Consider the following 26676-nt stretch of genomic DNA (forward strand, 5'->3'; position numbering starts at 1 on the left):
ATTCGGCATGGGCCACATAGAACCCGGTCGCTGGAGGGGTGTCAAACACCCGGTGTTATGCCCATGGCGAACCGAGGCATACCGCACGCGGGCGCAGCGCTGAGGTGGTTATGCCTGGCGAGTGCCCTGACGCCGACGCCCTCGACGCGTACTCCACCGTGGTGACGAAGGTGGCGCACATCGTGTTGCCCAGCGTCGCCAGCCTGGCGGTGCGCTCACGGCGGGGCGAGGGCAGTGGGAGCGCAAGCGTCATCACCTCCGACGGCTACCTGCTGACCAGCGCCCACGTGGTGGGCAGTGCCCGCTTCGCCGATGCGACGTTCACCGACGGCGCCACGGTGAACGCGGATGTCGTGGGCCGCGACGTGCTTTCCGACTTGGCGGTGCTCAAAGCACGGGGTGACGCTCCGGCGCCGGTCGCCATGGGCCGCGCCGAGGATCTTCAGGTTGGGCAGCTGGTGGTAGCGGTCGGTAACCCGCTGGGCCTGGCGGGCAGTGTGACCGCGGGCATCGTCTCGGGGCTGGGACGCTCGCTGCCTACCCGCGCGGGCCGCGTGGTCGACGAGGTGATCCAGACCGATGCCGCGCTCAACCCCGGCAACAGCGGCGGCGTACTCGCCGACGGGCGGGGACGGATGGTCGGAGTCAGCACGGCCGTCGCAGGCGTAGGCCTCGGACTGGCTGTGCCGATCAACGAGTCCACCCACCAGATCATCGCGGCCCTGATGCACACCGGCCGGGTGCGGCGCGCGTGGCTGGGTATCGCGGGCGCACACATCCCGGTGCCGCCCGCCGTGGCCGCCAAACTGGGAACAACGCATGGGCTGCAGCTGGCCAGCGTGGCCCCGGGCAGCCCGGCCGCTCAAGCCGGGTTGCGCCGCGGCGACATCGTCGTCAGTGTCGACGGCCGAAATGTGGTGACAGCCACCGCTATTCAGCGGCTCATGGTCGAGGACGCCATCGAGCGCCGCATCGAGATGACGGTGTGGCGCAACGGCGCGCTGGTCGATGTTTTCGTGGTGCCGCGTGAACTCGCCGAGCACTGATCAGTCGGCGGTGGCCAGTGACCTCGCCGGGCCTAGCGCGACCGGCAACGTCGACCAGCCGCGCAGCACCCGCGTATCGCGCCGGCTGCCTGCGCCCGCCGACCGCACCTCGGGGAAGCGGTCGAAAAATGTTTGCAGCCCGACTTCGCCCTCGGCGCGGGCCAACGCGGCCCCCAGGCAGAAGTGCCGGCCACCGGAGAACGCCAGATGCCGGTTGGCGTTAGGCCGTTCGATGTCGAAGCGATGTGGATCGGCGAACACGGCGGGGTCGCGATTGGCCGCAGCCAGATAGACCACCACCATCTTGCCGCGTTCGATTTCGGTACCCGCCAATTCGGTGTCGGTGCGGGCCACGCGCGCGGTCAGCTGAACAGGCGAGTCCAGTCGCAGGATCTCCTCGACCGCATTCGGCCACAACTGCGGGCGCTCACGCAGCGTGCGCAGATGTTCGGGGGTATCCAGCAGCATCCGAATCCCGTTGCCCAGCAGGTTAACTGTCGTCTCGAACCCGGCAGCCAGCACCAGACCCGCAATCCCTTGCAGCTCCGTTTCCGTCAAATGTGTTTCGGCGTCTCCGCTTTCGGCCATCCGGATGAGCTGGCTCATCAGGTCATCGCCGGGCGCGCGCCGCAACTCGCGAAGGTGGCCGGCCAGCCAGACGTTGAATCCCGCAATGCCGCGCTGCACCTGCTGGTATTGCCGCCAGGGCAATCCGATGTCCAGGCTGGGCGCCGCCAGCTCACCGAACTGCAGGATGTGCCCCCGGTCGCTGTCCGGCACGCCGAGGATGTCGCTGATGACCGCGACCGGAAGTTGCGAGCAGTACCGCTCGACGATGTCGACGACACCCCGCTCGCCGGCAAGCTCGTCGAGCAGAGCCGTCGCTGTCTGCTCGACGCGATCGCGCAGCGCCGCGACCGCCCTGGGCGTGAACACCGACGACACCGTCTTGCGATAGCGGGTGTGTTCGGGCGGCTCCACCGACAGCAGAGACGGCGGCCGCAGCGGATGCAGCATGTCGTCGCGGACGCGGGACTCCAGCCTGCGCAGCGGCGCCGGCAGATTCGACCCCATCGAGAGGACGCGGAAGTCCTCCGACCGCAGCACTTCATGCGCGACGGCGTGGTCTAGCGCGAGGTAGCTGATGCGGCCACGCACCACGGGACCGTGCCGCCGAAGCCCTTCATAGAAGGGCACCGGATCAGCCTTGACCGCCGGATCGGCGATCAACCGGCCCTGCGGATCGCCGCGCTTGGCGCCCAGCCATGCGACGCTGCGGATGAAGCCATGCAGCGCCAGCCAATGCAATCTCTGCCTCAACGCATCTCCGTTGCTTGGTGGTTACGGAGTGGTACCAGGCCAAGCCTATCGGCTCAGCGACGATTGCAATTGTTCAGCAATCGGCTGTGATCTTGAAGTCTGTGGTAATGACCTTGTTGGGATGGGCGCTGTTGATGCCGTACGCGATGCCTGTGACAGTCAGCGTGTTGTGAGCTAGGTGAGCGGCGGCGTCACCTACCCCGCCTTGCCAGAAGCTGTCCGCGAACCCGTCGAAATCGGAGATCTTCACCCATTTGGGGATGGCCCGGTTACCGCGCAACAGCACGACCGCCTCGACATTGCCTGGGCGCCCGGCGATGTCGACGGTCCAAAACGACTGCAGTTGACTGCACCTCGGGGCGCGGGTGGTGTGCGCACTGCCCCCCACCGTCACCCGCGCGGCCTTGTGGGACACACACTTTGCGACTGCGAGCATCCGCAGACGGCAGCGGCGATGACCACCGCGGACATCACGATTGCGCGATGCTGCACTAACCCACACCTCCATCTGCATGCTGGGTGCCCTACTCCTCGTTGGCGATCGCGGCGGAAATCGACTTTATGAGGCGACCACGGACGAACTCAGGGCTCAGGCCTTTGAGACGATCGACCCAGCGAATGCTTTTCGGCACATACCAGTGCAACCGGGTCGGATGATGGTAGGCCTGCCACGCCACCTGAGCCACGCTGCTGGCAGGCATCAAACGGAGCATGCCCTTCTTGGGGGCGGTGGCGCGAATCTCCTCTGCCGATCGCATCCGCACACCCTTCTGGGAATGGTTCGGCGTCGACGTGAGGATCGCGGTGTCAATCAGACCGGGTAGCACGTCGGCCACCCGCACTCCGTGGCGGCGCCATTCCACGCTCAGCGCTTCGGTCAGCCCTTTCACCGCATGCTTGGTCGCCGAGTACACCGCGAGCTGCGGCACACCGTAGGTGGCCGCCGACGACGACGTCGAGAACAGCAAGCTTCCCGAAGATTTCTTGAGATAGCGCAGCGCCGCGTAGGCGCCGGTCAGCACGGCCGTGAAGTTCACCTCGACGACGCGCATGGCGGCCTCGTAGGGCACATCCTCGAACCAGCCGGATGCGCCGATGCCGGCGTTGTTCCACATCATGTCCAGGCCGTTACCCGGATTGCCCGCACAGAAATCGGCGAGCGCCTGCTCCAACTCCGCCTTGTCGGTGACGTCCACGGGGCGGGTCCAGAGGCGCTCGTCGCCAAGCTGCTGACTCAGCAAAGCAAGGCCGTCGGGATTGCGGTCGACCGCACCGACTCGCCACCCCTTGGCGTGAAACAACTTCACGCCTTCGCGGCCCATCCCGCTGGCAGCCCCGGTGATGAAGACCGATTTCACGCCTCGACGACATCCTTGATGCGGTGCAGGGTCTTGCTCATGTCGCGGAGGTTGCGGCGTTGACGCAGCCAACCACCGAAAGCCCAGTAGTAAAGGTTGGTCAGCGGCGATGAACTGAGCCGAAATGATTCGGTCACGTCAGTGCCGCCGTCGCGGGGCGTCAACTCGTAGTGCCAGTGGTTCACCGGTCGGTCGCCGACCAGCACGTCGAAGCCGAACTCGCGGCCGGGTTCACACGCGGTCACCTGGCACGTCGTCCAATACACCGGCCCAATTTCGTTACGCCGGACGTGGCCGCGGAAACGTGCCCCGACTGCGGGGCCGGTCGCGCCGTCGACCCATTCCGCCTCAAAAGTCTCCGGCGAGAATCGCCCTGTATTGCGCACATCCGAAATCAGGTTCCAGATCTTGTCCGGGGGAGCTGCCATATGAACGGTCACCGAGCCTTGCATGGGCTGATCCAAGCACGTTCGGCCAGGACCAGCGGCGGGAAACGGTGAGATTTACAAATGCGGAATGAACATCGAGACAATGCGATTGGTCGTGGCGAGCAAATTATGCGGTGACGGCAAAACGGCGGAGGGTGCGCCACTGCCGTCAGCGCATTTCGGCCACGCGCCGGGCCCCTGCGTGGCCAGGATTCTGTTCGCGACGCGGATCTGGTCCTGGCGGCTGGCATTGGCTGGTGAACCGATGCCCCCATTGGCGTTCCATGTCGCTTGGCTGATCTGCAGGCCACCGTAATGACCGTTGCCCGTATTGGCTGCCCAATTGCCTCCGGACTCGCATTGCGCGACGGCATCCCAATTCATGCCCTGGGCATTTGCGACACCGGTCGACAGCGCCATTGCCGCGGCTGCCAATACTCCAGTGCCGGCGGCTTTGACCAATGGCCTGCGCAGATTGTTCATATCGAACGTTTCGCAACTTGTGGCCGAAGCGTTACCGATATGAAAATCGCGCTCGCGGAGGGTCCGAGCCCCGGAGCGGAGCAGCTACCGCGCTGCTGGTCCGACGCGCTGGCGAGCGCGAGAAAGAGACGGTTGGTTACCTGCGACTATCCCGGCGGAACCCGCCGATCATCTAGTCGTTGTCGCCTTCGTCCGGAATGTCGTGCCGTACCACCCGCACCTTGCCGCGCGCCAGGCAAGCGGCGTATCCGTGCAGCTTGCCGTACAGCTCCCAGGCTGTGCGGCGCGGGTCCGGAGACACGTCGATCTGGTGACCGTCCGAAAACTCCAGGTGCAGGTCGCCCGTGTCATACCAGACCACGCCCGTGCAGGTAGCCCCAGAAAAGTCGAACAGCGGGCGCTCTTCGACCGTGGTGTCGTGCGGATTAATCGTGACCACCTCCATGGGCGCGTTGCCGGTGGCCGGCAGCGTCAAGCGCAGCGGCACGGAGATGACGAGTTCGTTGTAATCCTCGAAGTTCAACACGAGCCCATCGCGAAACATGATCCGCTGTAGCGCACAACCTTGAATCCAATGCTCGATCATTTTCTGTTCCGCCATATATTCACTCTGAACGCTATAAGGCAGGCGCACAAGAGCAGGATTGCGGCCTGCCCGGCAATTGCGTACCGGCCCTGCGCCGTGGGATTGTCTGTGCCGGAATTCCTTGGGGCCGTGGCAATCGCGCTGCCCTGGTCGAAGCGTCCGTGGCGACGCTTGCAACCCTTGTATAGCGGGTCCATACGCGCTAGCGTTTCGACGTCTTCTCCCACCATCAAGACGGGGTGATCATCATCGACACACAGGCCAACGGGTCCGCGCTGGACGACGGTGAGGCGCCAGTCATCGTCAGCTTGGTCGAAGCGGCGATGCAAATGTTTACTGCAGCGATCGATGCCCTGCCGGATACCGACGATCCGGAATTCTCTGACCGCGCGAAGGTGATCCTTTCCGGGCTGCGAAAGCTTCAGGCCGCATTGACCACGGCAGCATCGCGAAGCCGGGCCACGCCGTCGGTGATCGTGGCGCTAAGTGGGGTTCGAACCCGCTACGACGATCTGATGGCCAGGGCCGCCGCGTCGCCCGGCGCCACGTTGGGACAACAGCTCTACGTCACGCGTCGGCGAGCCAAACTCTCCGCGCAGGAGACGGCCAACGGCGCCGGGCTGCGGGCGGATTTGCTCGATGCGCTCGAGGCCGATGAAACTCCGACCGAGGAAGAGGCTGCCCGCATCAAGGAACTTATCGCCGCGCTTGGCGGGTAGCCGACGATCAGGGCGGTGGGATTAGCTGAAGAACGGCTAGCCTGGTGGCGATTGGCCTCTCGCACGATGCCGGATCGCCCTCATGACGCTGACGCAACACATCGATCGGTGGAGCAGCAACGGTGGTCGCCCGGAATGGTCGCAATCCGCGGCGACCCGGCCGCTGATTGCCGCCGCGCTCGTGATCTCGCTGTTGCTCGGCGGAGCGTTTTTGTCGATCGGGCGACTTCATTCGTCGCCCGCGGACTACCTCGAGCATCCCGACCATCCGGTCACCGACGAACAGAGCAAGGCTGAAGTCGTCGAGCCGGCCAAAGAAATAGTCGCGATCGGCGGGCTGCAGAAATCGGCGGCGGGCTACATGTTGATGTCCTGCAAAAACCAGCACGACCCGCCTTATCAGGGCGCGATCTATCTGACCTTCTCGGTGCCGGCCGATGTCCGCGCCGATAGCTACTTCCACAGCATCGCGGCGGCCATGTCCGCTCACGGTTGGCACCAGGGCTTAGACCCTACCCAGCGGGTGTACGGCAAAACCCTCTACAAAAACGGCGCCACGGCCATCATCTATCGGGACAGCGATTACCCCGCCCTGGGCGTGGCGCGCCTCTACGGTCAATGCCGAAATGTCAGTGACCACCGCACCGACACGACGGCGTGGACCGATATCAGCGACCAAATCGGTCCAGCTCGGTAGGCCAGCTCTCGCCTAGGTTTTGACCGCCCGCGACCGCGCCCGCTCGTCAGCGTGCTCCAACTCTGCGGAGCTGAGCACGATCGCGTCCGGACCGGGAAAGACAGTCGCTTCTTGGCTGGTGCCGTCCCACCGCACGACGTACGGCGGCGACCCATCCGCTGACCGCACCTCGGTGATCAAACCGCGGTGGTCTGGCTGTGCAACCGTCGTACCCTTGATGACCAACCAGTCGCCAACCTGGGCCTTCATCGCACACTCCCTCTCCATTGCTCCACGTCGATTGTGCGCGCGCCATTCCGCTACGTGAAGGGGAGGCGGGCAACGAAATTCGCCGCGGCGGCGGTTAGCGAGCAGCTCCGAAAAACACTGCGCGTGACGGCGAGTAGCCGTCACGCGCAGTGCGTCGATGTCGGATCTCAGGCACCCCCGCCGCTGGCGCCCAACGCGCCTTGCAGGTCAGGCTTCATGGCGTTCAGCTGGGCGCCCCAGTACTCCCAGCTGTGGGTGCCGTTGTCGGGGAAGTTGAACACGGCGTTGTGTCCGCCCGCGGCGTTGTAGGCGTCCTGGAACTTCAGGTTGCTGGTGCGGACGAAGCCCTCAAGGAACTCGGCAGGCAGGTTTGCCCCACCCAGTTCGGACGGCTTGCCGTTACCGCAGTAGATCCAGAGCCGGGTGTTGTTGCCGACCAGCTCCGGGATATGCAGCGACGGGTCGTTGCGCTGCCAGGCCGGGTCGCTGGACGGACCCCACATGTCCGCGGCCTTATAGCCACCGGCGTCGCCCATCGCGAGGTTGACCAACGACGGCCCCATGCCCTGTGACGGATCCATCAAGGCCGACAACGAGCCGGCGTAGATGAACTGCTGCGGGTGGTAGACCGCCAAGATCAACGACGACGACCCGGACATCGAGATTCCGACCGCGGCGCTGCCCGTCGGTTTGACGCTCTTCTGCGAGGACAGGTAACCCGGCAGCTCGCTGGTCAGGAAGGTCTCCCACTTGTAGGTCGTGCAGCCGGCTTTACCGCAGGCGGGGTTGTACCAGTCGCTGTAGAAGCTGGATTGCCCACCTACCGGCATCACTACCGACAGACCGGATTGGTAGTACCACTCGAAGGCCGGAGTGTTGATGTCCCAGCCGTTGTAGTCGTCCTGGGCGCGCAGGCCGTCCAGCAAATACACGGCGGGAGAGTTCGCTCCGCCGCTCTGGAACTGGACCTTGATGCTGCGGCCCATCGCAGCCGAGGGCACCTGCAGGTACTCGACCGGCAGACCGGGCCGGGAGAACGCCCGCGCGGTCGCTGCGCCACCGAAAAGGCCGACCAGGCCGGGTAGGGCGGCAGCCGCAACGGCGGCGACCAAAAGTCGCCGTCCCCAGCCGCGCATCTTCTCGCTCACATCTGTCATGCCTGTGCCCCTTAAATGTGTGCCGTCGGTCACCTCGGCAAAACTTACCTTGTGCGCCGCCAGTATGTCGATCAGGACGCGAAAACATTTCGATTCTGTATCGGCAACCAGGGCCGGATGGTTACATCTCGCGCAATGAGGAGCCAATAACGTTTGGCGGTTGCGACGAAAAGCACCACGACGATCGCGCCGTGGCCGGCTCGGATTTGGCCACCCGATCCGCTAAAGTTTCACCGCCTCGCGTAGGCTCGCGCGGGATAGGCCGACGAAGACCACGTTGTCCGGGTCCATTGCAGCGCTCGCGAAACACCGTGTCGAGGGTTGAGACCCGTCGCGCGCAGGGCCGGTGGCTTCGGGCACGATTGAGGTGCGAATTTGGATACGGTACTTGGGCTGTCGATGACCCCGACCATCGTGGGGTGGGTCCTGGTCGACGGACACGATGCAGACGGCACCATCCTGGATCACGATGATTTCCCGGTGCATACCGGCGGGGGAATGCGCGCAATCGACACCGCGGAAAAGGTGGCAGCCGCCGTTTTTCGGGCACAGGACCTGGCGGCCACTCTCGATCGTCGGGTACACGTCATCGGCGTCACCTGGAGCGACGATGCGGCCGCCGAGGCCGCGCTGCTGTTGGAGTCGTTGACCGGCGCCGGCTTTGACAACGTCGTACCGGTTAGGTCGGCGCAGGCTGCAGAGAACTTGGCGCGCGGACTAGCAGCCGTAATCGGCTATCACAAGACCGTGGTGTGTGTCATCGAGGGCGACTCGACCACCGTCGTCATGGTCAGCGTGTCGGGCGAGAAGACACGCACAGCAGTCAAACAAGTGGGCGGCGGCGCCGACGGCCTGATCCATTGGCTGACCACTATGTTCAACCGACGGTCGTGGCACCCGCGGGGAGTTGTCGTCGTCGGCTCGGATGCGGAGCTGGACTCTGTCTCATGGCAGCTCGAAGAGGCTTTGCCCGTACCGGTTTTCGCGCAGAATGCCGCGCACTTAGCCCTGGCGCGGGGCGCAGCACTGGCGTCTGCGCAGAGCACCGAGTTCACCGACGCACATGCGATCGGGTCGCCGCCGCCAAGCGATCCGCCGCAGCAGCTGCGGTCTCGACCACCGTCATATGCCGGGGCGTTGACGGCGTTGGTTGCAGGCGCGCTGACCTTCGTGACTTCGGTGTCACTGGCGGTCGGTTTGCGGGTGGTCCCCGACAAAGCCGCCCGACCGGTCGACCGGGTCGCCCACAGCTCGTCGACGTCCCACGTCGCGCAAGCACCGGCTGCGCCACCGGCCCAGGTGGTGACCCCGGTTGTGCAGGCCCAGCCCACGGTGCACGCGGCACCGCCCCCACCACACCCCTCAGTCACGTCGCCGACTGCCCAGCCGACTGCCGAGCCGCACAGCCTCCCCGAACCAGCGCCGACCGGCCCGCCCGCGGATCTACCTGCACCGCTACCGCCGCCCCCGCCGCCCGCCGGCCCGCCGGCGGAGCAGCCGCCGCCCCCGCCGCCGAATCCCCATCCCTTGCTGACCCGGGTCCTCGAGCACATCCACGGCCACCACGACCCGGCGCCGGACGAGCCGGCACCAGGGCAGGTCCCGCCGCCGAACGGGGCCACACCGCCGCCATAGGGTGCTTGGGCGGGTTTTCGCCCGAGGTACGCGAGCTAACCCACGAGCGAGAGCGCATGCGAGCGACGCAGCTTGCCCGACGGCGTCTTGGGGATGGTGCCGGGAGCCACGACGACCACCCTTCGCGGCCGGACATTGACGTCGTGGAACACCTCGTGGGCGACCTCATGCTCCATTCGCCGCACCTCGGCCGCGTCCTTGCAGGCATTGGACTCGACGACCACGGCGAACGTCTCGCGCGGATGTCCCGCATGCAGACGCACCGCGGCCGCACAGCCGGGCCGAACGCCGGCGACCCGGCCCGCCGCCCGCTCGATGTCGGTCGGGGAGATATTGCGGCCTGCCATGATGATGACGTCCTTGACCCGACCACATACCACGATGTGGCCGTTCTCGGTCAGATAACCCAAATCGCCTGTGTCATACCAGCCGTAGCGGTCCGGTCCGGGAATGAACCCGCCCATTGTCGCGTAACCCGCGGCCACCGGTTGACCGCGCACCTGAATTACTCCGACCCCCCGGCTGGGAAGAACATTGGCATCCTCGTCCACGACGCGAACGTCCAGACCCTGCAGTGCCGGACCCAAACAAGCCAGCCGGCGGGTGTTGCCCTTGCTGGCCGGAACTGCGTGGCGAAGGACCGCCAGCAGGTCTGCGTCGACCTCGTCGACGATTAGCCCAGCACCGCACTCTGAAAACGACACGGCCACGGTGGTTTCGGCCATGCCGTATGCCGGCACGATGGCCTCGCGCTTCAGGCCGAACGGTGCACCAGCCTCACAAAGATCCTCGACGTCGGCAGGTTCGACTTGCTCGGCGCCCGACAGTGCCCACCGCAGGCTGGACAGATCGAATTGACCGGGCGTCGCTTGTTTACGCAGCCGCTTGGCAAGCAGCGAATAAGCGAAGTTGGGCGCGGCGGTCATCGTGCCGCGATACTTGTCGATCAGCCTGGGCCATAGCAGCGTGTCGCGAAGGAAGTCCATCGGGGTGATCTTGACCAACTCCGCGCCGAAATACATTGGCACTGTGAGGAATCCGGTCAACCCCATGTCGTGGAACAGCGGCAGCCAGCTCACAATGACGTCGGTGGCAATGTCGTACTGGGCGCCGATGAACATCGCCTCGGCATTGGAAACCACGTTGCGGTGGGTGATCCGGACAGCTTTCGGCGATCCGGTGGAACCCGATGTCAGCTGCATCAGAGCCACGTCGTCTTCGCCGGTATCCACCGGGTCGACCGGATCAGCGGCGAGCAGTTGCTCAACCGTTACCACCCGCAGCCCGAGTTCGTCGAGCAGGGGAGCGGCGGCCATGAACGGGTCGGAGATGACGACAACCCGCGACTCGATGACGCCGATAACCGAAGCGGTCTCGGCCGCCCACAGTCGAAGGTCTGTCCGCGGCGTCGGTTGGTGCAACATGGTCAGGCTTGCGCCCCGCATCCAAAGGCCTTGTGCGGTCGGTGCGATTTCGACTGGAGCGCCGGCGAGCACAGCGACAGCATCACCATGACCAACGCCGGCGGCCGCCAAACCGCCGGCGACCCGTCGAGCGCGTTCGTACACTTGTGCCCAGCTGTGCCGGACCGGAGCGTGGGGCTCACCGGTCGTCATCCCGTGACGGCTGCTAAGAGCGTTGCCGTACATGGTGTCGCTGAATCTGCTCACGGCAGCCCCTCGTGCACGTTTCTCGACACGCGTGCGCCTGTTGTACCAGACCGCACGTTGTATCGCGGGATTTGAGCCAATTGGCGCGATGATGTCGGGAAAAAATGGGCCAATCTCGGAGGTGCCATCTGCGACGCTCCATCAACGACGCCGTGCTATCGCAGACGGCAGCCCACGGGCGAGCTCCCGACGAACCTGCGACCGCAAAATGCTAGCCAGATAAATCGACCGCCGCGGTCAACGAACCGGAGTGTCGGTGCCTTGTTATCAAACTGTCGCACCAGCGGAATAACGGTCCGCGGCGTCGCACTGCCGCAGTGAAGCCAAAAACGCAGCCGCTCAGGCAATTTCCGTTAGCGTTGTGTGCTGCGGTTCGTGCGGACCGAGGTCCAGCCGAAACGGCGGGTACTCGTCGCGCAGGAGCCCGCCGTAGGCACGCACCCGGATGGCCCATCGGTTGATGCCGAGCGCAAAGTCAAAGAGGCCCTTTGGGTAACGCCCGGTGAACAGCAAGCCAACCACCGCAATGAGCAACAGGATATCTATCAGCGGCGGCAGATCGTAGCCGACCATCTGATTGTGGTTGACCATGAGAAAACGCCAACCTGCGGTGAAGAAAGCGGCGAGTATCACGTAGTGCGGGATGGCCAGCAGCCACCACTTGATCAACACCAACCCTCGGCTGAGCCGCTCGGGATAGTCGACCTCCAAATCCGCTGGATACTCCGGCTTTGGCTGCAGACTGAACGGCGGGTATTTGTCGGTGCCCAAAGCCGTCAGGGCATAGAACGCGACGCGCCACCGCCACCGCATGACCCCGACACTGAAGTCGAAGAGTGCACGCGGGTATTTCCCGGTGATCAGGATTGCGAAGATTGCGATCACGAAGACGATTACGGCGGCGATGTGCAAAAAGATCAGCACAATGTAGTGGGGGATGGCGAGAATCCATTTGACCAGCCATTGCCAGCGCGACAGCGCGGGGTCGAGATCGCCTCGTACACGGACGGGATAATCGGCGGTTTCCGGTTGCATGGTTGGCGGCTCCTTATGCGCTTCGGCCCGATCGATAAGCACGTTGATTGTGTCGTTTTCCACCTCGATAATCCAGCATTTGTCCGTTGAACATTTCGGCTAATCGGCCAACGTCTTCGTGGCGTCGGCGGCGGTGGCCAGCACCGCGAGGTGATCGTCGACTGAGGCCAGGCCCGCGCCCATGGTGTTGATGGAGACATGGGAGGCGCCGGCAGCCGCCCAGCGGCGCACATCGTCGACGAGTCGTTCCGGATTACCCCGCCAGGAGACCCGGCCCTCCATGGCAATGCCCGCTGGGTCTCGGCCAGCTTCAGTGGCCGCTTGGCGTAACAGCCGCAGCGCGTCGTCGAGCTGTGGTCCGGGTCCGACCATGGGGAACCAACCATCGGCAAGCCGACCCGCGCGGCGATACGCCCGCGGCGACGATGCCCCGAACCACACCGGGATTGGCCGCTGCAGCGGCAGCGGAGCCAGTCCCGCCCCCGTGACCCGGTGCCACTGGCCGCGGTAGGTTACGGTCTCCTCGGTCCAGAGCCGGCGCATCAGGTCGACCTGCTCCTCGCATCGTCGGCCTCGCGTCGAGAAATCTTCGCCAAGTGCCTCGTATTCCACGGCATTCCAGCCCAAACCCACCCCGAGGCGTAGCCGCCCGCGGCTGAGCAGATCGACCTCGGCGGCCTGCTTGGCCACCAGGACGGCCTGACGCTGCGGCAGAATCACAATACCGGTGACCAGCTCCAGCGAGGTGGTCACAGCGCCCAGGTAGCCGAACATCACTAGCGGCTCGTGGAATGTGCTGTGCAAGTCATACGGCCCGTCCCAGCCGACGTGGACGCTCGGGTCGGCGCCCACAACATGGTCGTAGGCGAGCAAATGGCTGAAGCCGAGCCCTTCGACGTGTTCGGCGTAGGCGCGCACCGCGCCGGCATCGGCGCCAATCTCAGTTTGCGGGAACACGACTCCGATTCGCACGTCCGTCTCCTATTCCTTCGTGCGCTGGGCGCTGAATGACACGGTGACGTCGTCCGCAACCTTCACCGAGCCCATCAGCAGCGAGTACGGCTTGACACCGAAATCGGTTTGACGCACCGTGGCTTGGCTGGACATGCGCCAGGCGTCGCCGAGATCATCTGTGCGCAGGTCGATCTCACGGTCGTGAGTCTTTCCGTGGATCTGCAGTGTTCCGGTGAGACGGTACCCGGCATCGGTGTTGGCGATGGTGTCAGCGGTAAAGCGGATCTCGGGAAAGCGGCCCGCGTCCAGCGCTCTCAACGCGTTGGACCGCACCAACGTCTTCTCCGTCCCCGACAACCCCTTGACACCGCCTTCGCCGCGCAGCACGTCCAACGAGTCCACGTCGACCACCAGCTCAGCGCTGACGGGTGCGTCGCCGGCCCATCGCACCGTTGCCGTCCACCGCTTCATCGCGATGGTGAGACGATGACCCATTCTCGCGGCTCTGCCGGTGACGCCGGTGCGAACCAAGAGCTCACCATCGGATGCATCCAGAGTCCACACCGTGTCGGCCATGGACCGACCCTAATCGCGTATCACATGGTGAGCACGATGCGGTAGCGCGGCCGTCCCTGCTCCATGGCGGCGTAGGCGTCCGCCGCTTCAGCCAAGGGGCGTTCCTCGATCCAGGCCCGCACCCCCGACAGCACGGCGAAATGCATGGTTTCCTCAACTTCGCGTGCAGTGCCGGAAGGGTGACCGGTGATGCTGACACCGGGATTGATCAACTGGAGCGGACTGATCGGCAGCGGATCAGGCGTGACACCGATAGCGACGAGTTCACCGCGGGGGAGCAGCCCACCCACCGTTGCGGCCATCGCTGCCGAATTCCCTGCGGTGGCTAGCACCACCGCGACACCACCGAGGGCCCGCAGTGCTTCCGCGACATCGTCTTTCGCGGAGTCGATGTAGTGGTGGGCGCCGAGCTGGCGCGCGTCGTCGGCTTTGTCGGTGCCCCGGTTGATCGCGACCGTCTCGAAGCCCATCGCGCGGCTGAACTGCACCCCGAGGTGTCCCAGACCGCCGACGCCCAAAACGGCGACACGGTCGCCTGCCACTGCCTTCGTCTGTCGCAGCGCGTTATAGGTGGTGACGCCGGCGCAGCCCATCGGCGCGGCTTCGGCGAAGGACAGCTCCGACGGAATCCGGGCCAGCGCATTGGCCGGCACGGTCACCGATTCCGCGTAGCCTCCGGGATATTGCCAGCTGGGCACCTTCAAGTTTTCGCAATGGATGAAGATGCCTTTTCGGCACGGGATGCAGTGGTTGCAGTTACCCCCGAACCATCCGACGGCGACGCCGTCGCCCACAGAGAAGTCGTCCACGCCTGCACCGACTTCGGCGATAGTGCCGGCGATCTCATGCCCGGGAGTCAGTGGCCAGGACATCTCGGGGAACTCGCCATGGACGAAAGCCCGGTCGGTGCCACAAATTCCGCATGCGGCCACGTCGAGTCGCACCTCGCCGCGGCCGGGCGAGGTCGTGTCGACGTCGGTGAGGTCCAACGACCCGCCCGCGGACTGTATCTGGACAGCCTGATGTGTCGCCATCTACGTGCCTAGTGTGCCACAGGGCATTTCGCCCCGGAGCCACCGTGGTAGTCGACTTGCCAGTGCTTGATGCCGTTCAGCCATCCCGAGCGCAACCGCTCCGGCTTGGATATCGGCTTCAGGTCCGGCATTTGGTCGGCGATAGCGTTGAACATCAGGTCGATGGTCATGCGGGCCAAGTTCGCGCCGATGCAGTAATGCGCGCCTGTGCCGCCGAACCCCAGATGCGGGTTGGGGTCTCGCAGAATGTTGAAGGTGAACGGGTCGTCGAACACGTCCTCGTCGAAGTTGGCCGACCGGTAGAACATGACCACTCGCTGGCCCTTCTTGATCTGCACACCACTCAATTCGTAGTCCTCCAGCGCGGTGCGCTGGAATGACGTCACGGGGGTCGCCCACCGCACAATCTCGTCGGCCGCGGTGGCGGGGCGCTCCTTCTTGAACAGCTCCCACTGATCCGGGAAGTCGGTGAACGCCATCATGCCCTGGGTGATCGAGTTACGGGTGGTCTCGTTGCCGGCGACCGCCAGCAGAATCACGAAGAACCCGAACTCGTCTTCGGAGAGTTTGTGGCCGTCGACGTCAGCCTGGATCAATGTGGTCACCAGGTCGTCGCCGGGGTTTTTGGCCTTCTCCGCCGCCATCTGCATCCCGTACATGATCAGCTCGACCGAGGCGGTCATGGCGTCGTTGCTGGCGAATTCCGGATCCATGTCGCCGACCATCTGATTCGACCAGTGAAAGAGCTTCTTGCGGTCCTCCTGCGGCACACCCATCAGACCGGCGATGGCTTGGAGCGGCAGCTCGCAGGACACCTGCTCGACGAAGTCGCCAGAACCCTCGGCTGCCGCCGCCTTGACGATGCGCTGGGCGCGTTCGTTCAGGTCGTCGCGCAGGCGCTCCACGGCTCGTGGGGTGAAGGCGCGCGAGATGATTTTGCGCAACCGGGTGTGCTGAGGCGCGTCCATGTTGAGCAGAACAAATTTGCCGCGCTCAACCTGTTCGCCGACGGTGCCGTCCTTGTACCGCGGCAGCGCCGTCTTTTTCAGGCTGGAGAAGACGTCGCTGCGCAGCGAAATCTCTTTGACGTCCTTGTGCTTGGTCACCACCCAGAAGCCGCCGTCGTCGAATCCACCGGCGCCGAGTGGCTGTTCGTTCCACCAGATCGGCGCGACCCGACGCATCTCGGCCAGCTCTTCGATCGGTAGTCGCTCGGCGTAGATGTCGGGATCGGTGAAATCAAACCCACGAGGAAGAGTCGGAGTCGGCATCGATGCACTCCTACGAATACGGGTTGGGTGCGACGCGTTCTAGGTCAGTAAAGCACCGCGACAGCCGAGATGACAGGACTTCAGGTTGGAACGCGGCCAGCGGATTGAAACGTGTTCTTTGGGTCGTCAGCAGGCAGGCGCAGCAAAACAATCTTGTAACGACTCGGTGCTGGTTATGCTCTGGTGCACGCCGCCGGCGCAGTCGATCGAGCCGGTGACATGGACGTCGAAGGTGGAGCATGATTCGCGAACTCGTCATCGCCGCGGCCGTCTCTGGTGCCGCTCTTGCCGTGGCGCCGGCCGCGGTTGCCGATCAGCAGCGTTACAACGGGGACGTGCCGGGAATGAACTACGACGCGTCGCTGGGGGCCCCGTGCGACAACTACGAGCGGTTCATTTTCGGACGGGGCCCCGACGGTCAGGCCGAGGCGTGTCATTTCATCACCCACCAGTTTCCGACAGCAGAGACCGGCTACTGGGTGATCTCCTACCCGCTCTACGGTGTGCACAACCCGGGTGAGCCGTGCGCCAGCTATGCCGATCCGCGAGGATCGGCGGCGCAGACGCCCGACGGGCTTCCGCTGACCTGCACCCAGGCGCAGGGCTGGGTGGTCGGGTCGCTGACCGGAGGCGGTTTCCCCATCGTCGGGGGAGGGTTCCCGTCCGACACCAGCGTCCGAGACTAGGTCTGTCGCTCGCGGACCCGTCCTCAGTTCGCGTCGGCCCGTGTCTACAGTGGGTCCAAACGGACCTGCGACAAAGAGGAGTCTCTGATGGGGTTCAGTCCTAGGGATGCGCTCGACGCGGCGAGGGACGTCGTTGCCAATGCCGTCGAAAAGGCTTCGGACATGGTGGAATTCGCTGGCGATATCGTCAGAGGAGACGTCGCCGGCGGCACCCAGGGCATCATCCAGAGCTCGATGGACATCGCCACGTACGCGGCCGGCACGGCGAAAGAGGTGTTCACCGGCCAATACGCGGGAGCCGGCGACCGCGAGTAACTAGCCGCCGACCGCCTCGAGCATGGGCGTCAGTTCGATCAGGACGTCGTCAAGCGGGGCGTGGTCGCGGTGGGTGCGGCACAAGATGACGGCGCCTTCGATGGCCGCCACCATGAGCGTGGCCACTCGTGCGGCGCGGGCCGAGTCGGTGCCGCGATTCAGGAGCAGTTGCTGAAGTTTGGCCTGCCACTGTGTGAAGACGTCACGCGCGAGCGCGGCGGCCTCGGGCGGATCCTGGTGGGCGTCGACGGCGACGGCGACGACCGGGCAGCCGGCCAAGTAGTCGGTGTCGCTCAGGGTCTTTTTCCAGAACCGGACAAAGCCGTCGAGCGCTTGCACCGGGTCGCCCGATTCGACCGTGCGGTCGATGCGGGACGTGATGTAGTCGGCGGCATGCCGGACGGCGGCCAGGATCAATTCGTCTCGGCCGCCGGGGAAGTGGTGGTAGACCGAGCCGCGCGGGGCGCCACTGCGGGCAAGCACCGCGTCGACGGTGACTGCTGACGCGCCCCGCTCGCGCAGTAGTTCCACCGCGGCCATCACCATGCGTTGTCGGGTCTCGCCCGGTTTGCGGCCCATCGGTTCCTTTCCCCGCCGTTGCGCTTTTCTCAATACTATGCCATAGTCCATAGCTATTGGGCTCATCTTGATGGAGGTCGCGATGGGTGCGCACAACGAGGTGAGTGGCGAGCAGTGGCATCCGTCGGCGTGCATTTTGTGTGAATGCAACTGCGGCATCGAGATTCAGCTCGACGGTCGCCGGTTCGCGCGTGTCCGGGGCGACAAGCGACACCCGTCGTCGGCCGGCTACACCTGCGAAAAACCTCTGCGGCTGGATCACTACCAGAACGGCCGGCACCGGCTGACCACTCCGCTGCGCCGGCGTGCGGATGGCGAATACGAGGAAATCGACTGGGACACCGCGATCGACGAGATCGCCGCGCGCCTCAGCCAGGTGCGGGCGACATACGGCGGCGACAAGATCTTCTTCTACGGCGGCGGTGGTCAGGGCAATCACCTCGGTGCCGTCTACAACCGCGCGCTGCAAGCGGCGTTGGGTGTGCGGTATTTCTCAAATGCGTTGGCGCAAGAGAAAACCGGCGAGATGTGGGTGGACGGCAAGCTCTACGGCGGGCACACCAAAGGCGACTTCGAACATGCAGAGGTCGTGGTGTTCGTCGGCAAAAACCCGTGGCAGTCGCACAGCTTCCCGCGGGCCCGGCCCACACTGCGCGAGATCGCCAAAGACGCGGCGCGGACCATGATCGTGCTCGACCCGCGGCGCAGCGAAACCGCCGCAATGGCAGACATCCACCTGCAGGTGCGCCCGGGCACCGACGCCTGGTGCCTGGCCGCAATGCTCGCGGTCATCGTCCAGGAAGATCTCGTTGACCACGGGTTTCTGGCCGCGCACACCACCGGAACCGAGCCGGCGCGGGCGGTGTTGGCCGAGGTGCCGATCGACACCTACGCGCAGCGTTGCGGTGTTTCGGGCGAGCTGATCAAGACGGCCGCGCGGCGGATCGCGACCGCCGGCAGCGCCGCGGTGTACGAAGACCTGGGTGTGCAACAGGGTCCGCACAGCACGCTGATGTCCTATCTGGACAAGCTGCTGTGGATTTTGACCGGCAACTTCGGCAAACCTGGGGCGATGTTCGTGCACTCCACGTTCGCGGCCATCGCCGGTGCCTCGGCAGGGGGCAGCGGACGCAGTGACGGCACGCGGGTGCGGTGCACTCCGGTTACCGGCGCGCGGATCATCTCCGGGCTGGTGCCGTGCAACTCCATCGCCGAGGAGATCGTCACCGATCACGCCGACCGCTTCCGCGCGATGTGGATCGACAGCGCCAATCCCGCCCATTCGCTGACCGACTCGGAGAGTTTCCGCCGCGCGATGCGCGCCCTGGAGTTGACGGTCGTCGTCGACGTGGCCTTCACCGAAACCGCCCGGCACGCCGACTATGTGCTGCCGGCCGCCAGCCAGTTCGAGAAATGGGAGATGACGTTTTTCAATACGGAGTTCCCCCGCAACGCCGTGCAACTGCGCCCGCCGGTGCTCGATCCGTTGCCCGGCACGCTGCCCGAGCCGGAAATCTACGCCCGGCTACTGCGCGCACTCAGGGCGGTCGATCCCCGGCTGATCGCCGACCTCACGGCCGCAGCAAAAACCGGCCGCCAAGAATTCACCACCGCGTTCTTCGCCGCGGTCGGGGCCGACGCGGCGCTGTTGGGGGTCGCGCCATATCTGCTTTACGAAACCCTCGGCGCCACGATGCCCGAACGCCAGCGCGGTACCGCCGCCGTATGGGGTCTGGCGCAGTTGTGTGCAATGGCCTACCCGGACGCCGTCCGTCGCGCCGGCCACCCCGACGGCAATGCCCTTTTCGACGCCATCATCAATACGCCGTGGGGCGTCACGTTCACCGCCGACAGCTGGGAAGACGTGTGGACCTACGTCAAGCGGCCCGACCGGCGGTTCACGGTTGACATTCCGGAACTGACCGAACAACTGCGCGGTCTGCGCAGCGCCGAACCGTTCAGCGACGGTGAGTACCCGCTGGTGCTGTCGGCCGGTGAACGCCGCGCGTTCACGGCGAACACCATTTACCGCGATCCCACCTGGCGCCGCCGCGATCCCGCCGGAGCACTGCGTATCAGCCCGGAGGACGCCCAGCGTCTCGGGCTCCACGACGGCGGGCTGGCCCGCGTCACGACCGCCGCCGGCACGGCCCAGGCCGTCGTCGAGATCACCGACATGATGCAACCCGGCCACATTTCGCTGCCCAACGGCTTGGGCGTCGACCACCCTGACCACGGACGCGTCGGCGTGGCACCCAATGAACTGACGTCACTCGAGCTGCGCGACGCGTTCGCGGGGACGCCGTGGCACAAACATGTGCCGGCCCGCGTGGAAGCCGTTTAGACGGCCGCGGCCTCGTTGAGCTCGTTGAGCCTGTTCGTCGCTTCGAGGTACTCCTGCACCCAGCGCTCGATGACCGCCGACGTCTTCTCGACCTTGGTGAATTGTCCGACGACCTGTCCGACCGGATTGAACGCCACGTCGACGGATTCATTCGGGTACTTGTTCGTGGCCCGCACGGCCATGCCGGAGACCATGTATTGCAGCGGCATACCCAGCGGCTTCGGATTGTCCGGCTGCTCCCAGGCTTCGGTCCAATCATTGCGCAACATCCGGGCCGGTTTACCGGTGAACGAGCGACTACGCACGGTGTCGCGGCTGGTCGCCTTGGCGTAGGTCGCCTGCTGCACCGGTGTGTTCGACGCTTCTTCGACCATCAGCCACTGCGAGCCGGTCCATGCGCCTTGGGCACCCAGCGCCAACGCCGCGGCGATCTGCTGACCGCTGCCGATGCCACCGGCCGCCAGCACCGGTACCGGCGCTACCTCTTTGACCACCTGCGGCCACAACACGATCGAGCCGATTTCGCCGCAGTGTCCGCCGGCCTCGCCACCCTGGGCGATGATGACGTCGACGCCCGCGTCGGCATGCTTGCGGGCCTGCGACGGCGACCCGCACAGCGCTGCCACTTTGCGGCCGGATTCGTGGATATGCCTGATCATGTCCGCCGGTGGTGTGCCGAGCGCATTGGCGATCATCGAGACCTTCTGGTGCTTCAACGCCACCTCGACCTGCGGGGTGGCGGTGGCCTCTGTCCAGCCCAGCAGCTGCAAGCTGTCCTCGTCGGCGTCCTCGACCGGAACGCCGTGGTCGGCCAGGATCTTGCGAGCGAATTCCAGATGCTCCTTGGGAACCATGGCCCGCAGTTTGTCGGCGAGTTCCTCGGCCGACAGGTGCGCGTCCATGCCCTCGTATTTATTGGGGATGACGATGTCGACGCCGTAGGGGTGGTCGCCGATGTGCTCGTCGATCCAGTTCAGCTCGATCTTCAGCTGTTCGGGCGTGAAACCGACCGCACCCAGGACACCAAAGCCGCCGGCTTTGCTCACCGCCACGACGACGTCGCGACAGTGGGTAAAGGCGAAGATCGGGAACTCGATGCCGAGCTCGTCGCAGATTGGGGTATGCATGCCTTGCTCCTTACTGGGGCGATTCGGCCGAATTGAAACGTGTTCTAGTTTAGTACGCGCCTGACGGCCATGGCCAGCCTGCCCCACGCCGCGCCGCGCTACGCTGCCTAGCTATGGCAATCCGCGTCGCTCACATCGGTACCGGGAATGTCGGCCGGCTGGCGCTGACCCAACTCATCACCGACCCGCGTTTCGAGCTAACCGCAGTGTGGGTGTCATCGGAACCGAAGGTGGGAAGGGACGCCGCGGAGCTCGCCGGGGTGGATGCCTGGAGCGGAGTCACCGCCACCAACGATTGGGAGACGCTGCTGGCCAGCTGGCCCGACTGTGCGGTCTACTGCGCGATGGGGGACAACCGCACGCCGGAGGCGTTCAAGGATTGCCAGCGCCTCCTGGCCGCCGGCATCAACGTGGTCGGCTCCGCGCCCGGGCTGCTGCAGTACCCGTGGCAACTCATGCCCGACAAGTACATCGCACGGGTGGAAGATGCTGCCCAACAAGGCAATTCGAGCATCTTTATCACCGGCGTCGATCCCGGGTTCGCCAACGACCTGATCCCGTTCGCGCTGGCCGGAACGTGCCAGAGCATCGAGCAGGTGCGCTGCATGGAGATCGCCGACTACGCCACCTACGACGGCGCGATCGTGATGTTCGATGTGATGGGATTCGGCAAGCCGTTGGACGACATCCCGATCCTGCTGCAGCCTGGCGTGCTCAGCATCGCTTGGGGCACATCCATCCGGCAGCTGGCCGCGGGACTGGGCATCGAGATCGACGACATCACCGAAAGCTACGAACGCGAACCGGCGCCGGAAGCCTTCGACATCGCAGCGGGACACGTCGAGAAAGGCACTGTGGCCGCGATGCGCTTCCAGATCTGCGGCATGGTCGACGGCCACCCCGCGATCGTCATCGAGCACGTCACGCGCTTGCGCGAAGACCTGCGGCCGGACTGGCCGCAGCCTGCGCAGCCGGGCGGGTCGTACCGCGTCCAGATCACCGGTGAGCCCTCCTACACCGTCGACATCTGCCCGTCCAGCCGCAAGGGCGACCACAACCACGCCGCGATCGTCGCCGCGGCCGGGCGCATCGTCAACGCCATCCCCGCGGTGGTCACCGCGCCGCCCGGAATCCGGACCACACTGGACCTGCCGCTGGTGACCGGAAACGGCGTCTACGCCCCCGGTGGAACACGTTCTAGTACCGCGGAACGCTTACGGTAGCCTGACCGCTCATGGGACGCGTGGACGGAAAAGTTGCACTGATCAGCGGCGGTGCGCGCGGTATGGGTGCTTCGCATGCCCGGCTGCTGGTAGCCGAGGGCGCCAAGGTCGTGATCGGCGACATCCTCGACGAGGAAGGAAAGGCGCTGGCCGACGAGCTGGGGGAGGCGGCGCGGTATGTGCACCTGGATGTCACGCAGCCCGATCAGTGGGAGGCGGCGGTTTCCGAGGCCGTGCAGGAGTTCGGCAAACTCAACGTGCTGGTCAACAACGCCGGCATCGTGGCGCTCGGACAGCTCAAGAAGTTCGATCTCGCCAAGTGGCAGAAGGTTATTGACGTCAACTTGACCGGCACCTTTCTCGGGATGCGGGCGGCGGTCGATCCGATGATCGACGCGGGGGGCGGTTCGATCATCAACGTCTCGTCGATCGAGGGCCTGCGCGGCGCACCGATGGTGCACCCATATGTGGCCTCCAAGTGGGCGGTTCGCGGCTTGTCCAAGTCGGCCGCATTGGAGTTGGCGTCGCACAACATCCGGGTCAACTCGATTCATCCGGGCTTTATCCGCACTCCGATGACCAAGCACATTCCCGACGACCTCGTCACCATTCCGCTTGGGCGACCGGCCGAGTCCATCGAGGTGTCGACGTTCGTGGTCTTTCTGGCCAGCGACGAATCGGCGTATGCCACCGGTTCGGAGTTCGTCATGGACGGCGGCCTGGTCAGCGACGTTCCGCACAAGATGTAAGCCGTGCGGGGTTAGCGGCATTTCTCGATGACGGTTTCGGCGAAGCGCTCGACCGCCGGCCGGAACCGCTCAGCAGAGTGCGTCGACGAGGCGCCGGCTAGCAGGCCGTCCAGCCCAGCCCAGGGCGAACACATCACCGCCGTGATCCCGAGGTCCTCGGCCCGCTTGTACAGATCCGGCGACGGTGTCTCGCGCAGGGCCAGCATGGTCTCGAACGGCTCGTTGTGTCGTCCATAGCTGCGCCGGAAAGCTTTTAGCTTTTGCACATAATGAACAGCCTCATCCCAGGCGTACGCCGTGCCGACCCACCCGTCGCACAGGCCTGCAGCACGGCGCAGCGCGGCATCGGATTCGCCGCCGCACAAAATCGGCACCGGGTGTGTCGGATGGGGTTCGAGCATCAGCTCGGGTACCTCGTAGTAGCGCCCACTCCACGACACCCAGCCGCCCTGCCACAACGCGCGCAATGCCGGGATCATCTCGTCCAACCGCTTGCCTCGGTTGTCGAACCCTTGGCCCATCAGGTCGAATTCCTCACGCATCCAACCTGCCCCGACGCCCAGTGAGACCCGGCCCTCCGAGATGACGGATGCGGTAGCCACCTGCTTGGCCACCTCCAGCAGGGGGCGGGCAGGTGCGACGTAGACGGCGTTGGAGAACCGCAACCGCGTCGTCACCGCTGCCATGGCTCCGATCAGAACCCACGAGTCAGGCCACGCGGAATCCGGTGACCACATTGGGCGGCCGGTCGGTGACGGGTACGGCGACGAGAGCTGCCGAGGGTAGATCAGATGGTCGGCGCACACGACGCCGTCATAACCGCATTCGTCGAATATCTGGGCAACGCCAATAGCCTCCGTCGCCCTGATAAACGCTGCGCCAGACCAGAACTGCATTGTCGCTCTCCGCTATGCCCGCCGCGCTTGCTCCACCCGGGCGCGACGCCGTGGCACGGCGACCCGAAGCACCGGCCAGCCCTGCTCGACGGCAGCGGCAGCAAGCCGCGACCTGGCGTTCACCGGCCGTGGATAACCGACACGTGACATCAGCGCTAGGTCTTCGTCGCCGTCGGCGTAGAAGTAACTATCTTGCAGCGCAACGTTATTGGCGCCGCAGAACCGCTCTACTGCGGCCGCCTTGTTGGCGCCCCAGACGATGGGCCTGACGATTCCGCCGGTCAACAATCCCTGGTCGTCGACTTCGAAGTGGTTGCATAGCACGTGCGTTATCCCGAGGAAGCGGGCCACGGGTTCAGCGTGGATGGTCAGCGCCGACGAACTCAGCACCACGGTATGGCCTCGCTGCTGGTGTGCGCGCACGATGTCATGCATGCCCGGATAGAGGCGTGACGCGATGCGGCTCACGAACAGCCGCTCACCGAGCTCGTCAAGCGCTTCGAGCGATTCGCCACGCAGATAGCCCGCTCCTCGAACGACGAGCTGCTCGAATTCCACGCGGCCGAACCGATACCGCATCATGGCCTCGACGACTCCCAAGACCTCCCCGATCCTGGCCTGGCGCCGACGAATTCGGTGACCGGCATGAGCCGCCGCGGTGAACCCGGCGACCAGCGTCCCGTCCAGGTCGAAGAACGCGCCGATGCCGGGTCCGGCTGGACTTTTCTCGATCTCGGCGATGGCATCGTCCAGGCGTCTCGGCATCATCGTTTTACCGTGTCGCCGTGATGTATTGGGAATGCATGATGCTGTCGATGCGAAGGTCGACTTCCGCTGGTGTGCGACCGTAAGCCGTCTGCAGCTCAGGGTTGGTGCGGACGGGATCGACAGCCCAGCCGTGGTCGCCCAGCCAGTCCGCCGGGTTGGTCTTGTCGTCGTGGTAGGTCAATGCGGAAAAGTCGGCGTCGCCGGACATGTTGACGCCGGGGTGAGTCGCTTCCAAAGCGGAAAGTTGTGCTTGGTCGAGACGCGAACCAAGGGCACCGACCGCAACTCGGCTACCCGGCGCAGACAGCTGATGGATGCGCTCGAAGAGCGCATCTTGGGCTGCGCCCGTCAGGTACGGCAGTACCCCCTCCACTGACCATGCAGTGGGTTGCCGCGGTTCTAATCCTGCAGCCTGCAACGGAACTGTCCAGTCGTCGCGCAGGTCGGCCGCGACGCTTATCCGACGTGCGGTCGGCATCGCGCCGCGCTGGGCGAGCACACGTTCTTTGAACTCAAGGACTTTCGATTGGTCGACCTCGAAAACCGTTGTTCCGGGTGCCCATTCGAGCCGGTAGGCACGAGCGTCCAACCCGGCAGCAATGATCACTGCCTGCCGTATGCCCTCGGCCGCGGCGGACAGGAAGAACTCGTCGAAAAACCGGGTCTGCACGCCATACAACCGTGGGAAGGCTGTCGCATCATTGGAAGTCGGCGGATTGGCCAGCAGATCGGTCAGGTACGGATCGGCCGAAGCTGCGATGAAATGCTGCGGATAGTCATCTCGTGCCAGTGGCTCTGCGCTCAATGCATGCACAGCGCGCCAGCCGGCCACCAGTAACGCGGTGTAGCCCACGCTGCTGAGGATGTCCCACTCGTCGTTGTCGGAACGCACCCACTTTTTGTCCTCGGGCGCTGTCATCTCTTTACCGTCCGAAACAGGTATGACCCGACCGTGATGACACGGTCGTCGGCTCCTTCGTCGTGCATGAGTGTGCGCACGGCCAGCACGCCGTCTGCACCGCCGATCGGCTCGGCCTCGATCCGGAAGGGCCCTAATTTGCCACGCGCAACGAACATCACATGAGACGAAACGCCTTGCAGCCGATCGGTGCCCGCTACGGCAGCGGCCCGCTCCAGGGCTGCTGTCTCCAGCAGCACGAACTGGGGTCCCAGATGCAGTGCGGCGTCGGGTGACGCGACATCCGCGGCGAGTTCAGGCAATGTCCAGTGGCCGTCGGAGCGACGGTGTCCGCCGAAGACCTGCCACAGCGGCGGCAAATCAGGCGAGTCGACGACCTCGATGGGTTCGACAGGCATCCGCTGAAGTCCCTCGGGCGGCGTGCCGATGCTGATGCCCTGACCTTCGGTGAGTGCCAGCACCCGGGCTGGGCGGTCGGCGTCGACGATCCGCGAGCGGCTAAACCCCATCTGGCGGCCGCGTTTGAGCACCTCGGACACGATCTCGATGCGACGCACGTCGCGGCCTAGGTCGAGGATTTGGCAGGAGTGAATGACGGGATTGGGTACCGCTTCCAGGTCGGACATGCCGCCGCCTTCTGGGGAAGCGATCCCGAGCACGGCCAGCAGCAGTCCGCCGGTGGCATTGCGCATATCGCGGCGCAGCGTGACCGTGTCGTCGACCGGCCCGAGGTCCATCGACGCGTAGCTGCGGCCGATGTAGCGGTAGCTCAACAGCCCACCCCAGCGGCGGCGAAGTTCAGCGGCGTATGCCTCGGGGTCACCGGCGAGTTCCCGGATGTCGCGCAACATC

At 65.1% G+C, this 26676-nt stretch carries 29 protein-coding genes; 9 read left to right on the forward strand and 20 right to left on the reverse strand.

Going from position 1 to position 26676, the window contains the following annotated elements; genetic code table 11:
• Nucleotides 1-110: 110 nt before the first annotated feature.
• A complete protein-coding gene (locus tag G6N15_RS20485) occupies nt 111-1046 on the forward strand; it encodes a S1C family serine protease (RefSeq protein WP_083087262.1) in 936 nt (311 codons plus the stop codon).
• Here G6N15_RS20485 and G6N15_RS20490 read toward each other — a convergent pair whose 3' ends face one another.
• The 6 genes from G6N15_RS20490 to G6N15_RS20515 all read right to left on the reverse strand — a co-directional run bounded on the left by G6N15_RS20490 (nt 1047) and on the right by G6N15_RS20515 (nt 5236).
• On the reverse strand, nt 1047-2366 hold the full coding sequence (locus G6N15_RS20490) for a cytochrome P450 (protein ID WP_083087261.1): 1320 nt from the start codon (nt 2364-2366) through the stop codon (nt 1047-1049).
• A 73-nt stretch (nt 2367-2439) separates the two neighbouring features.
• Complete coding sequence (locus G6N15_RS20495) at nt 2440-2802, reverse strand: lipoprotein LpqH (protein WP_169922503.1); 363 nt, start codon at nt 2800-2802, stop codon at nt 2440-2442.
• An 88-nt stretch (nt 2803-2890) separates the two neighbouring features.
• Nucleotides 2891-3724, reverse strand: coding sequence for an SDR family oxidoreductase (locus G6N15_RS20500; RefSeq protein ID WP_083087260.1), 834 nt, complete (start codon nt 3722-3724; stop codon nt 2891-2893).
• On the reverse strand, nt 3721-4176 hold the full coding sequence (locus G6N15_RS20505) for an SRPBCC family protein (protein WP_139797797.1): 456 nt from the start codon (nt 4174-4176) through the stop codon (nt 3721-3723). Before G6N15_RS20505 ends, G6N15_RS20500 begins: the two co-directional genes overlap by 4 nt.
• 51 nt (nt 4177-4227) lie before the next feature.
• Nucleotides 4228-4635, reverse strand: coding sequence for a transglycosylase family protein (locus G6N15_RS20510; RefSeq protein WP_083087259.1), 408 nt, complete (start codon nt 4633-4635; stop codon nt 4228-4230).
• A gap of 172 nt (nt 4636-4807) precedes the next feature.
• Nucleotides 4808-5236: a DUF6188 family protein gene (locus G6N15_RS20515; protein ID WP_083087258.1), complete on the reverse strand. Its 429-nt coding sequence runs from the start codon at nt 5234-5236 to the stop codon at nt 4808-4810.
• Between the two features lie 308 nt (nt 5237-5544).
• On the opposite strand from G6N15_RS20515, the gene G6N15_RS20520 reads away from it, so the two are divergent.
• Together G6N15_RS20520 and G6N15_RS20525 are read left to right on the forward strand one after the other, a co-directional pair.
• Nucleotides 5545-5940: a hypothetical protein gene (locus tag G6N15_RS20520; protein ID WP_275998259.1), complete on the forward strand. Its 396-nt coding sequence runs from the start codon at nt 5545-5547 to the stop codon at nt 5938-5940.
• A gap of 82 nt (nt 5941-6022) precedes the next feature.
• The gene (locus tag G6N15_RS20525; RefSeq protein ID WP_179961759.1) at nt 6023-6637 is read left to right on the forward strand and encodes a hypothetical protein; all 615 of its coding nucleotides are present in this window, start codon (nt 6023-6025) and stop codon (nt 6635-6637) included.
• A gap of 12 nt (nt 6638-6649) precedes the next feature.
• On the opposite strand, the gene G6N15_RS20530 is transcribed toward G6N15_RS20525, so the two are convergent.
• Both G6N15_RS20530 and ag85B read right to left on the reverse strand, forming a co-directional pair.
• On the reverse strand, nt 6650-6886 hold the full coding sequence (locus G6N15_RS20530) for a DUF1918 domain-containing protein (protein WP_083087256.1): 237 nt from the start codon (nt 6884-6886) through the stop codon (nt 6650-6652).
• Between the two features lie 167 nt (nt 6887-7053).
• Nucleotides 7054-8043, reverse strand: a complete 990-nt coding sequence (ag85B, locus tag G6N15_RS20535) for a diacylglycerol acyltransferase/mycolyltransferase Ag85B (RefSeq protein ID WP_083087255.1) — start codon at nt 8041-8043, stop codon at nt 7054-7056.
• 375 nt (nt 8044-8418) lie between these two features.
• Here ag85B and G6N15_RS20540 point away from each other — a divergent pair, with 375 nt between their 5' ends.
• Nucleotides 8419-9678: a DUF7159 family protein gene (locus G6N15_RS20540; RefSeq protein ID WP_163748183.1), complete on the forward strand. Its 1260-nt coding sequence runs from the start codon at nt 8419-8421 to the stop codon at nt 9676-9678.
• Between the two features lie 35 nt (nt 9679-9713).
• Here G6N15_RS20540 and G6N15_RS20545 read toward each other — a convergent pair whose 3' ends face one another.
• The 6 genes from G6N15_RS20545 to G6N15_RS20570 all read right to left on the reverse strand — a co-directional run bounded on the left by G6N15_RS20545 (nt 9714) and on the right by G6N15_RS20570 (nt 16218).
• A complete protein-coding gene (locus G6N15_RS20545) occupies nt 9714-11348 on the reverse strand; it encodes a fatty acyl-AMP ligase (protein ID WP_083087034.1) in 1635 nt (544 codons plus the stop codon).
• 339 nt (nt 11349-11687) lie between these two features.
• Nucleotides 11688-12383, reverse strand: a complete 696-nt coding sequence (locus G6N15_RS20550; RefSeq protein ID WP_083087055.1) for a DUF4389 domain-containing protein — start codon at nt 12381-12383, stop codon at nt 11688-11690.
• Between the two features lie 99 nt (nt 12384-12482).
• Nucleotides 12483-13355: an LLM class F420-dependent oxidoreductase gene (locus G6N15_RS20555; RefSeq protein ID WP_083087033.1), complete on the reverse strand. Its 873-nt coding sequence runs from the start codon at nt 13353-13355 to the stop codon at nt 12483-12485.
• Nucleotides 13356-13364: 9 nt separating this feature from the next.
• Nucleotides 13365-13913, reverse strand: coding sequence for a YceI family protein (locus G6N15_RS20560; protein ID WP_083087032.1), 549 nt, complete (start codon nt 13911-13913; stop codon nt 13365-13367).
• Between the two features lie 20 nt (nt 13914-13933).
• Complete coding sequence (locus G6N15_RS20565; protein WP_083087031.1) at nt 13934-14947, reverse strand: alcohol dehydrogenase catalytic domain-containing protein; 1014 nt, start codon at nt 14945-14947, stop codon at nt 13934-13936.
• Between the two features lie 8 nt (nt 14948-14955).
• Nucleotides 14956-16218 (reverse strand): cytochrome P450, encoded by a 1263-nt coding sequence (locus tag G6N15_RS20570; protein ID WP_083087030.1) that lies wholly within the window; start codon nt 16216-16218, stop codon nt 14956-14958.
• A 239-nt stretch (nt 16219-16457) separates the two neighbouring features.
• Here G6N15_RS20570 and G6N15_RS20575 point away from each other — a divergent pair, with 239 nt between their 5' ends.
• Nucleotides 16458-16904: a hypothetical protein gene (locus G6N15_RS20575; RefSeq protein WP_083087029.1), complete on the forward strand. Its 447-nt coding sequence runs from the start codon at nt 16458-16460 to the stop codon at nt 16902-16904.
• 87 nt (nt 16905-16991) lie between these two features.
• A complete protein-coding gene (locus G6N15_RS20580; protein WP_083087028.1) occupies nt 16992-17219 on the forward strand; it encodes an Rv1893 family protein in 228 nt (75 codons plus the stop codon).
• Here the strand turns inward: G6N15_RS20580 and G6N15_RS20585 are convergent, their stop codons facing one another.
• Nucleotides 17220-17798 (reverse strand): TetR/AcrR family transcriptional regulator, encoded by a 579-nt coding sequence (locus G6N15_RS20585; protein WP_232070289.1) that lies wholly within the window; start codon nt 17796-17798, stop codon nt 17220-17222.
• An 82-nt stretch (nt 17799-17880) separates the two neighbouring features.
• Here G6N15_RS20585 and G6N15_RS20590 point away from each other — a divergent pair, with 82 nt between their 5' ends.
• Nucleotides 17881-20142, forward strand: coding sequence for a molybdopterin-dependent oxidoreductase (locus G6N15_RS20590; protein WP_083087053.1), 2262 nt, complete (start codon nt 17881-17883; stop codon nt 20140-20142).
• Here G6N15_RS20590 and G6N15_RS20595 read toward each other — a convergent pair.
• Nucleotides 20139-21269 carry a nitronate monooxygenase gene (locus G6N15_RS20595; protein WP_083087027.1) on the reverse strand — a complete coding sequence of 377 codons (1131 nt, stop codon included), beginning with the start codon at nt 21267-21269 and terminating at the stop codon, nt 20139-20141. The two genes, G6N15_RS20590 and G6N15_RS20595, sit on opposite strands and share 4 nt — an antisense overlap.
• Before the next feature lie 113 nt (nt 21270-21382).
• Here G6N15_RS20595 and G6N15_RS20600 point away from each other — a divergent pair, with 113 nt between their 5' ends.
• Together G6N15_RS20600 and G6N15_RS20605 are read left to right on the forward strand one after the other, a co-directional pair.
• Entirely contained in the window at nt 21383-22492 is a 1110-nt protein-coding gene (locus tag G6N15_RS20600) for an NAD(P)H-dependent amine dehydrogenase family protein (RefSeq protein WP_083087026.1), read from the forward strand.
• An 11-nt stretch (nt 22493-22503) separates the two neighbouring features.
• Complete coding sequence (locus G6N15_RS20605; RefSeq protein WP_083087025.1) at nt 22504-23241, forward strand: glucose 1-dehydrogenase; 738 nt, start codon at nt 22504-22506, stop codon at nt 23239-23241.
• 11 nt (nt 23242-23252) lie between these two features.
• On the opposite strand, the gene G6N15_RS20610 is transcribed toward G6N15_RS20605, so the two are convergent.
• Genes G6N15_RS20610 through G6N15_RS20625 form a run of 4 tightly spaced genes read right to left on the reverse strand, consistent with a single transcriptional unit; the run spans nt 23253 to nt 26675 of the window.
• Entirely contained in the window at nt 23253-24137 is an 885-nt protein-coding gene (locus G6N15_RS20610) for a TIGR03619 family F420-dependent LLM class oxidoreductase (RefSeq protein ID WP_083087024.1), read from the reverse strand.
• Between the two features lie 12 nt (nt 24138-24149).
• Nucleotides 24150-24905 carry an HAD family hydrolase gene (locus G6N15_RS20615; protein WP_083087023.1) on the reverse strand — a complete coding sequence of 252 codons (756 nt, stop codon included), beginning with the start codon at nt 24903-24905 and terminating at the stop codon, nt 24150-24152.
• 4 nt (nt 24906-24909) lie between these two features.
• A complete protein-coding gene (locus G6N15_RS20620) occupies nt 24910-25824 on the reverse strand; it encodes a class I SAM-dependent methyltransferase (RefSeq protein ID WP_083087022.1) in 915 nt (304 codons plus the stop codon).
• Complete coding sequence (locus tag G6N15_RS20625; protein ID WP_083087052.1) at nt 25821-26675, reverse strand: hypothetical protein; 855 nt, start codon at nt 26673-26675, stop codon at nt 25821-25823. Before G6N15_RS20625 ends, G6N15_RS20620 begins: the two co-directional genes overlap by 4 nt.
• Between the last annotated feature and the right edge of the window lies 1 nt (nt 26676).

This window comes from Mycobacterium noviomagense (genome assembly GCF_010731635.1).
Classification (GTDB): Bacteria; Actinomycetota; Actinomycetes; order Mycobacteriales; family Mycobacteriaceae; genus Mycobacterium; species Mycobacterium noviomagense.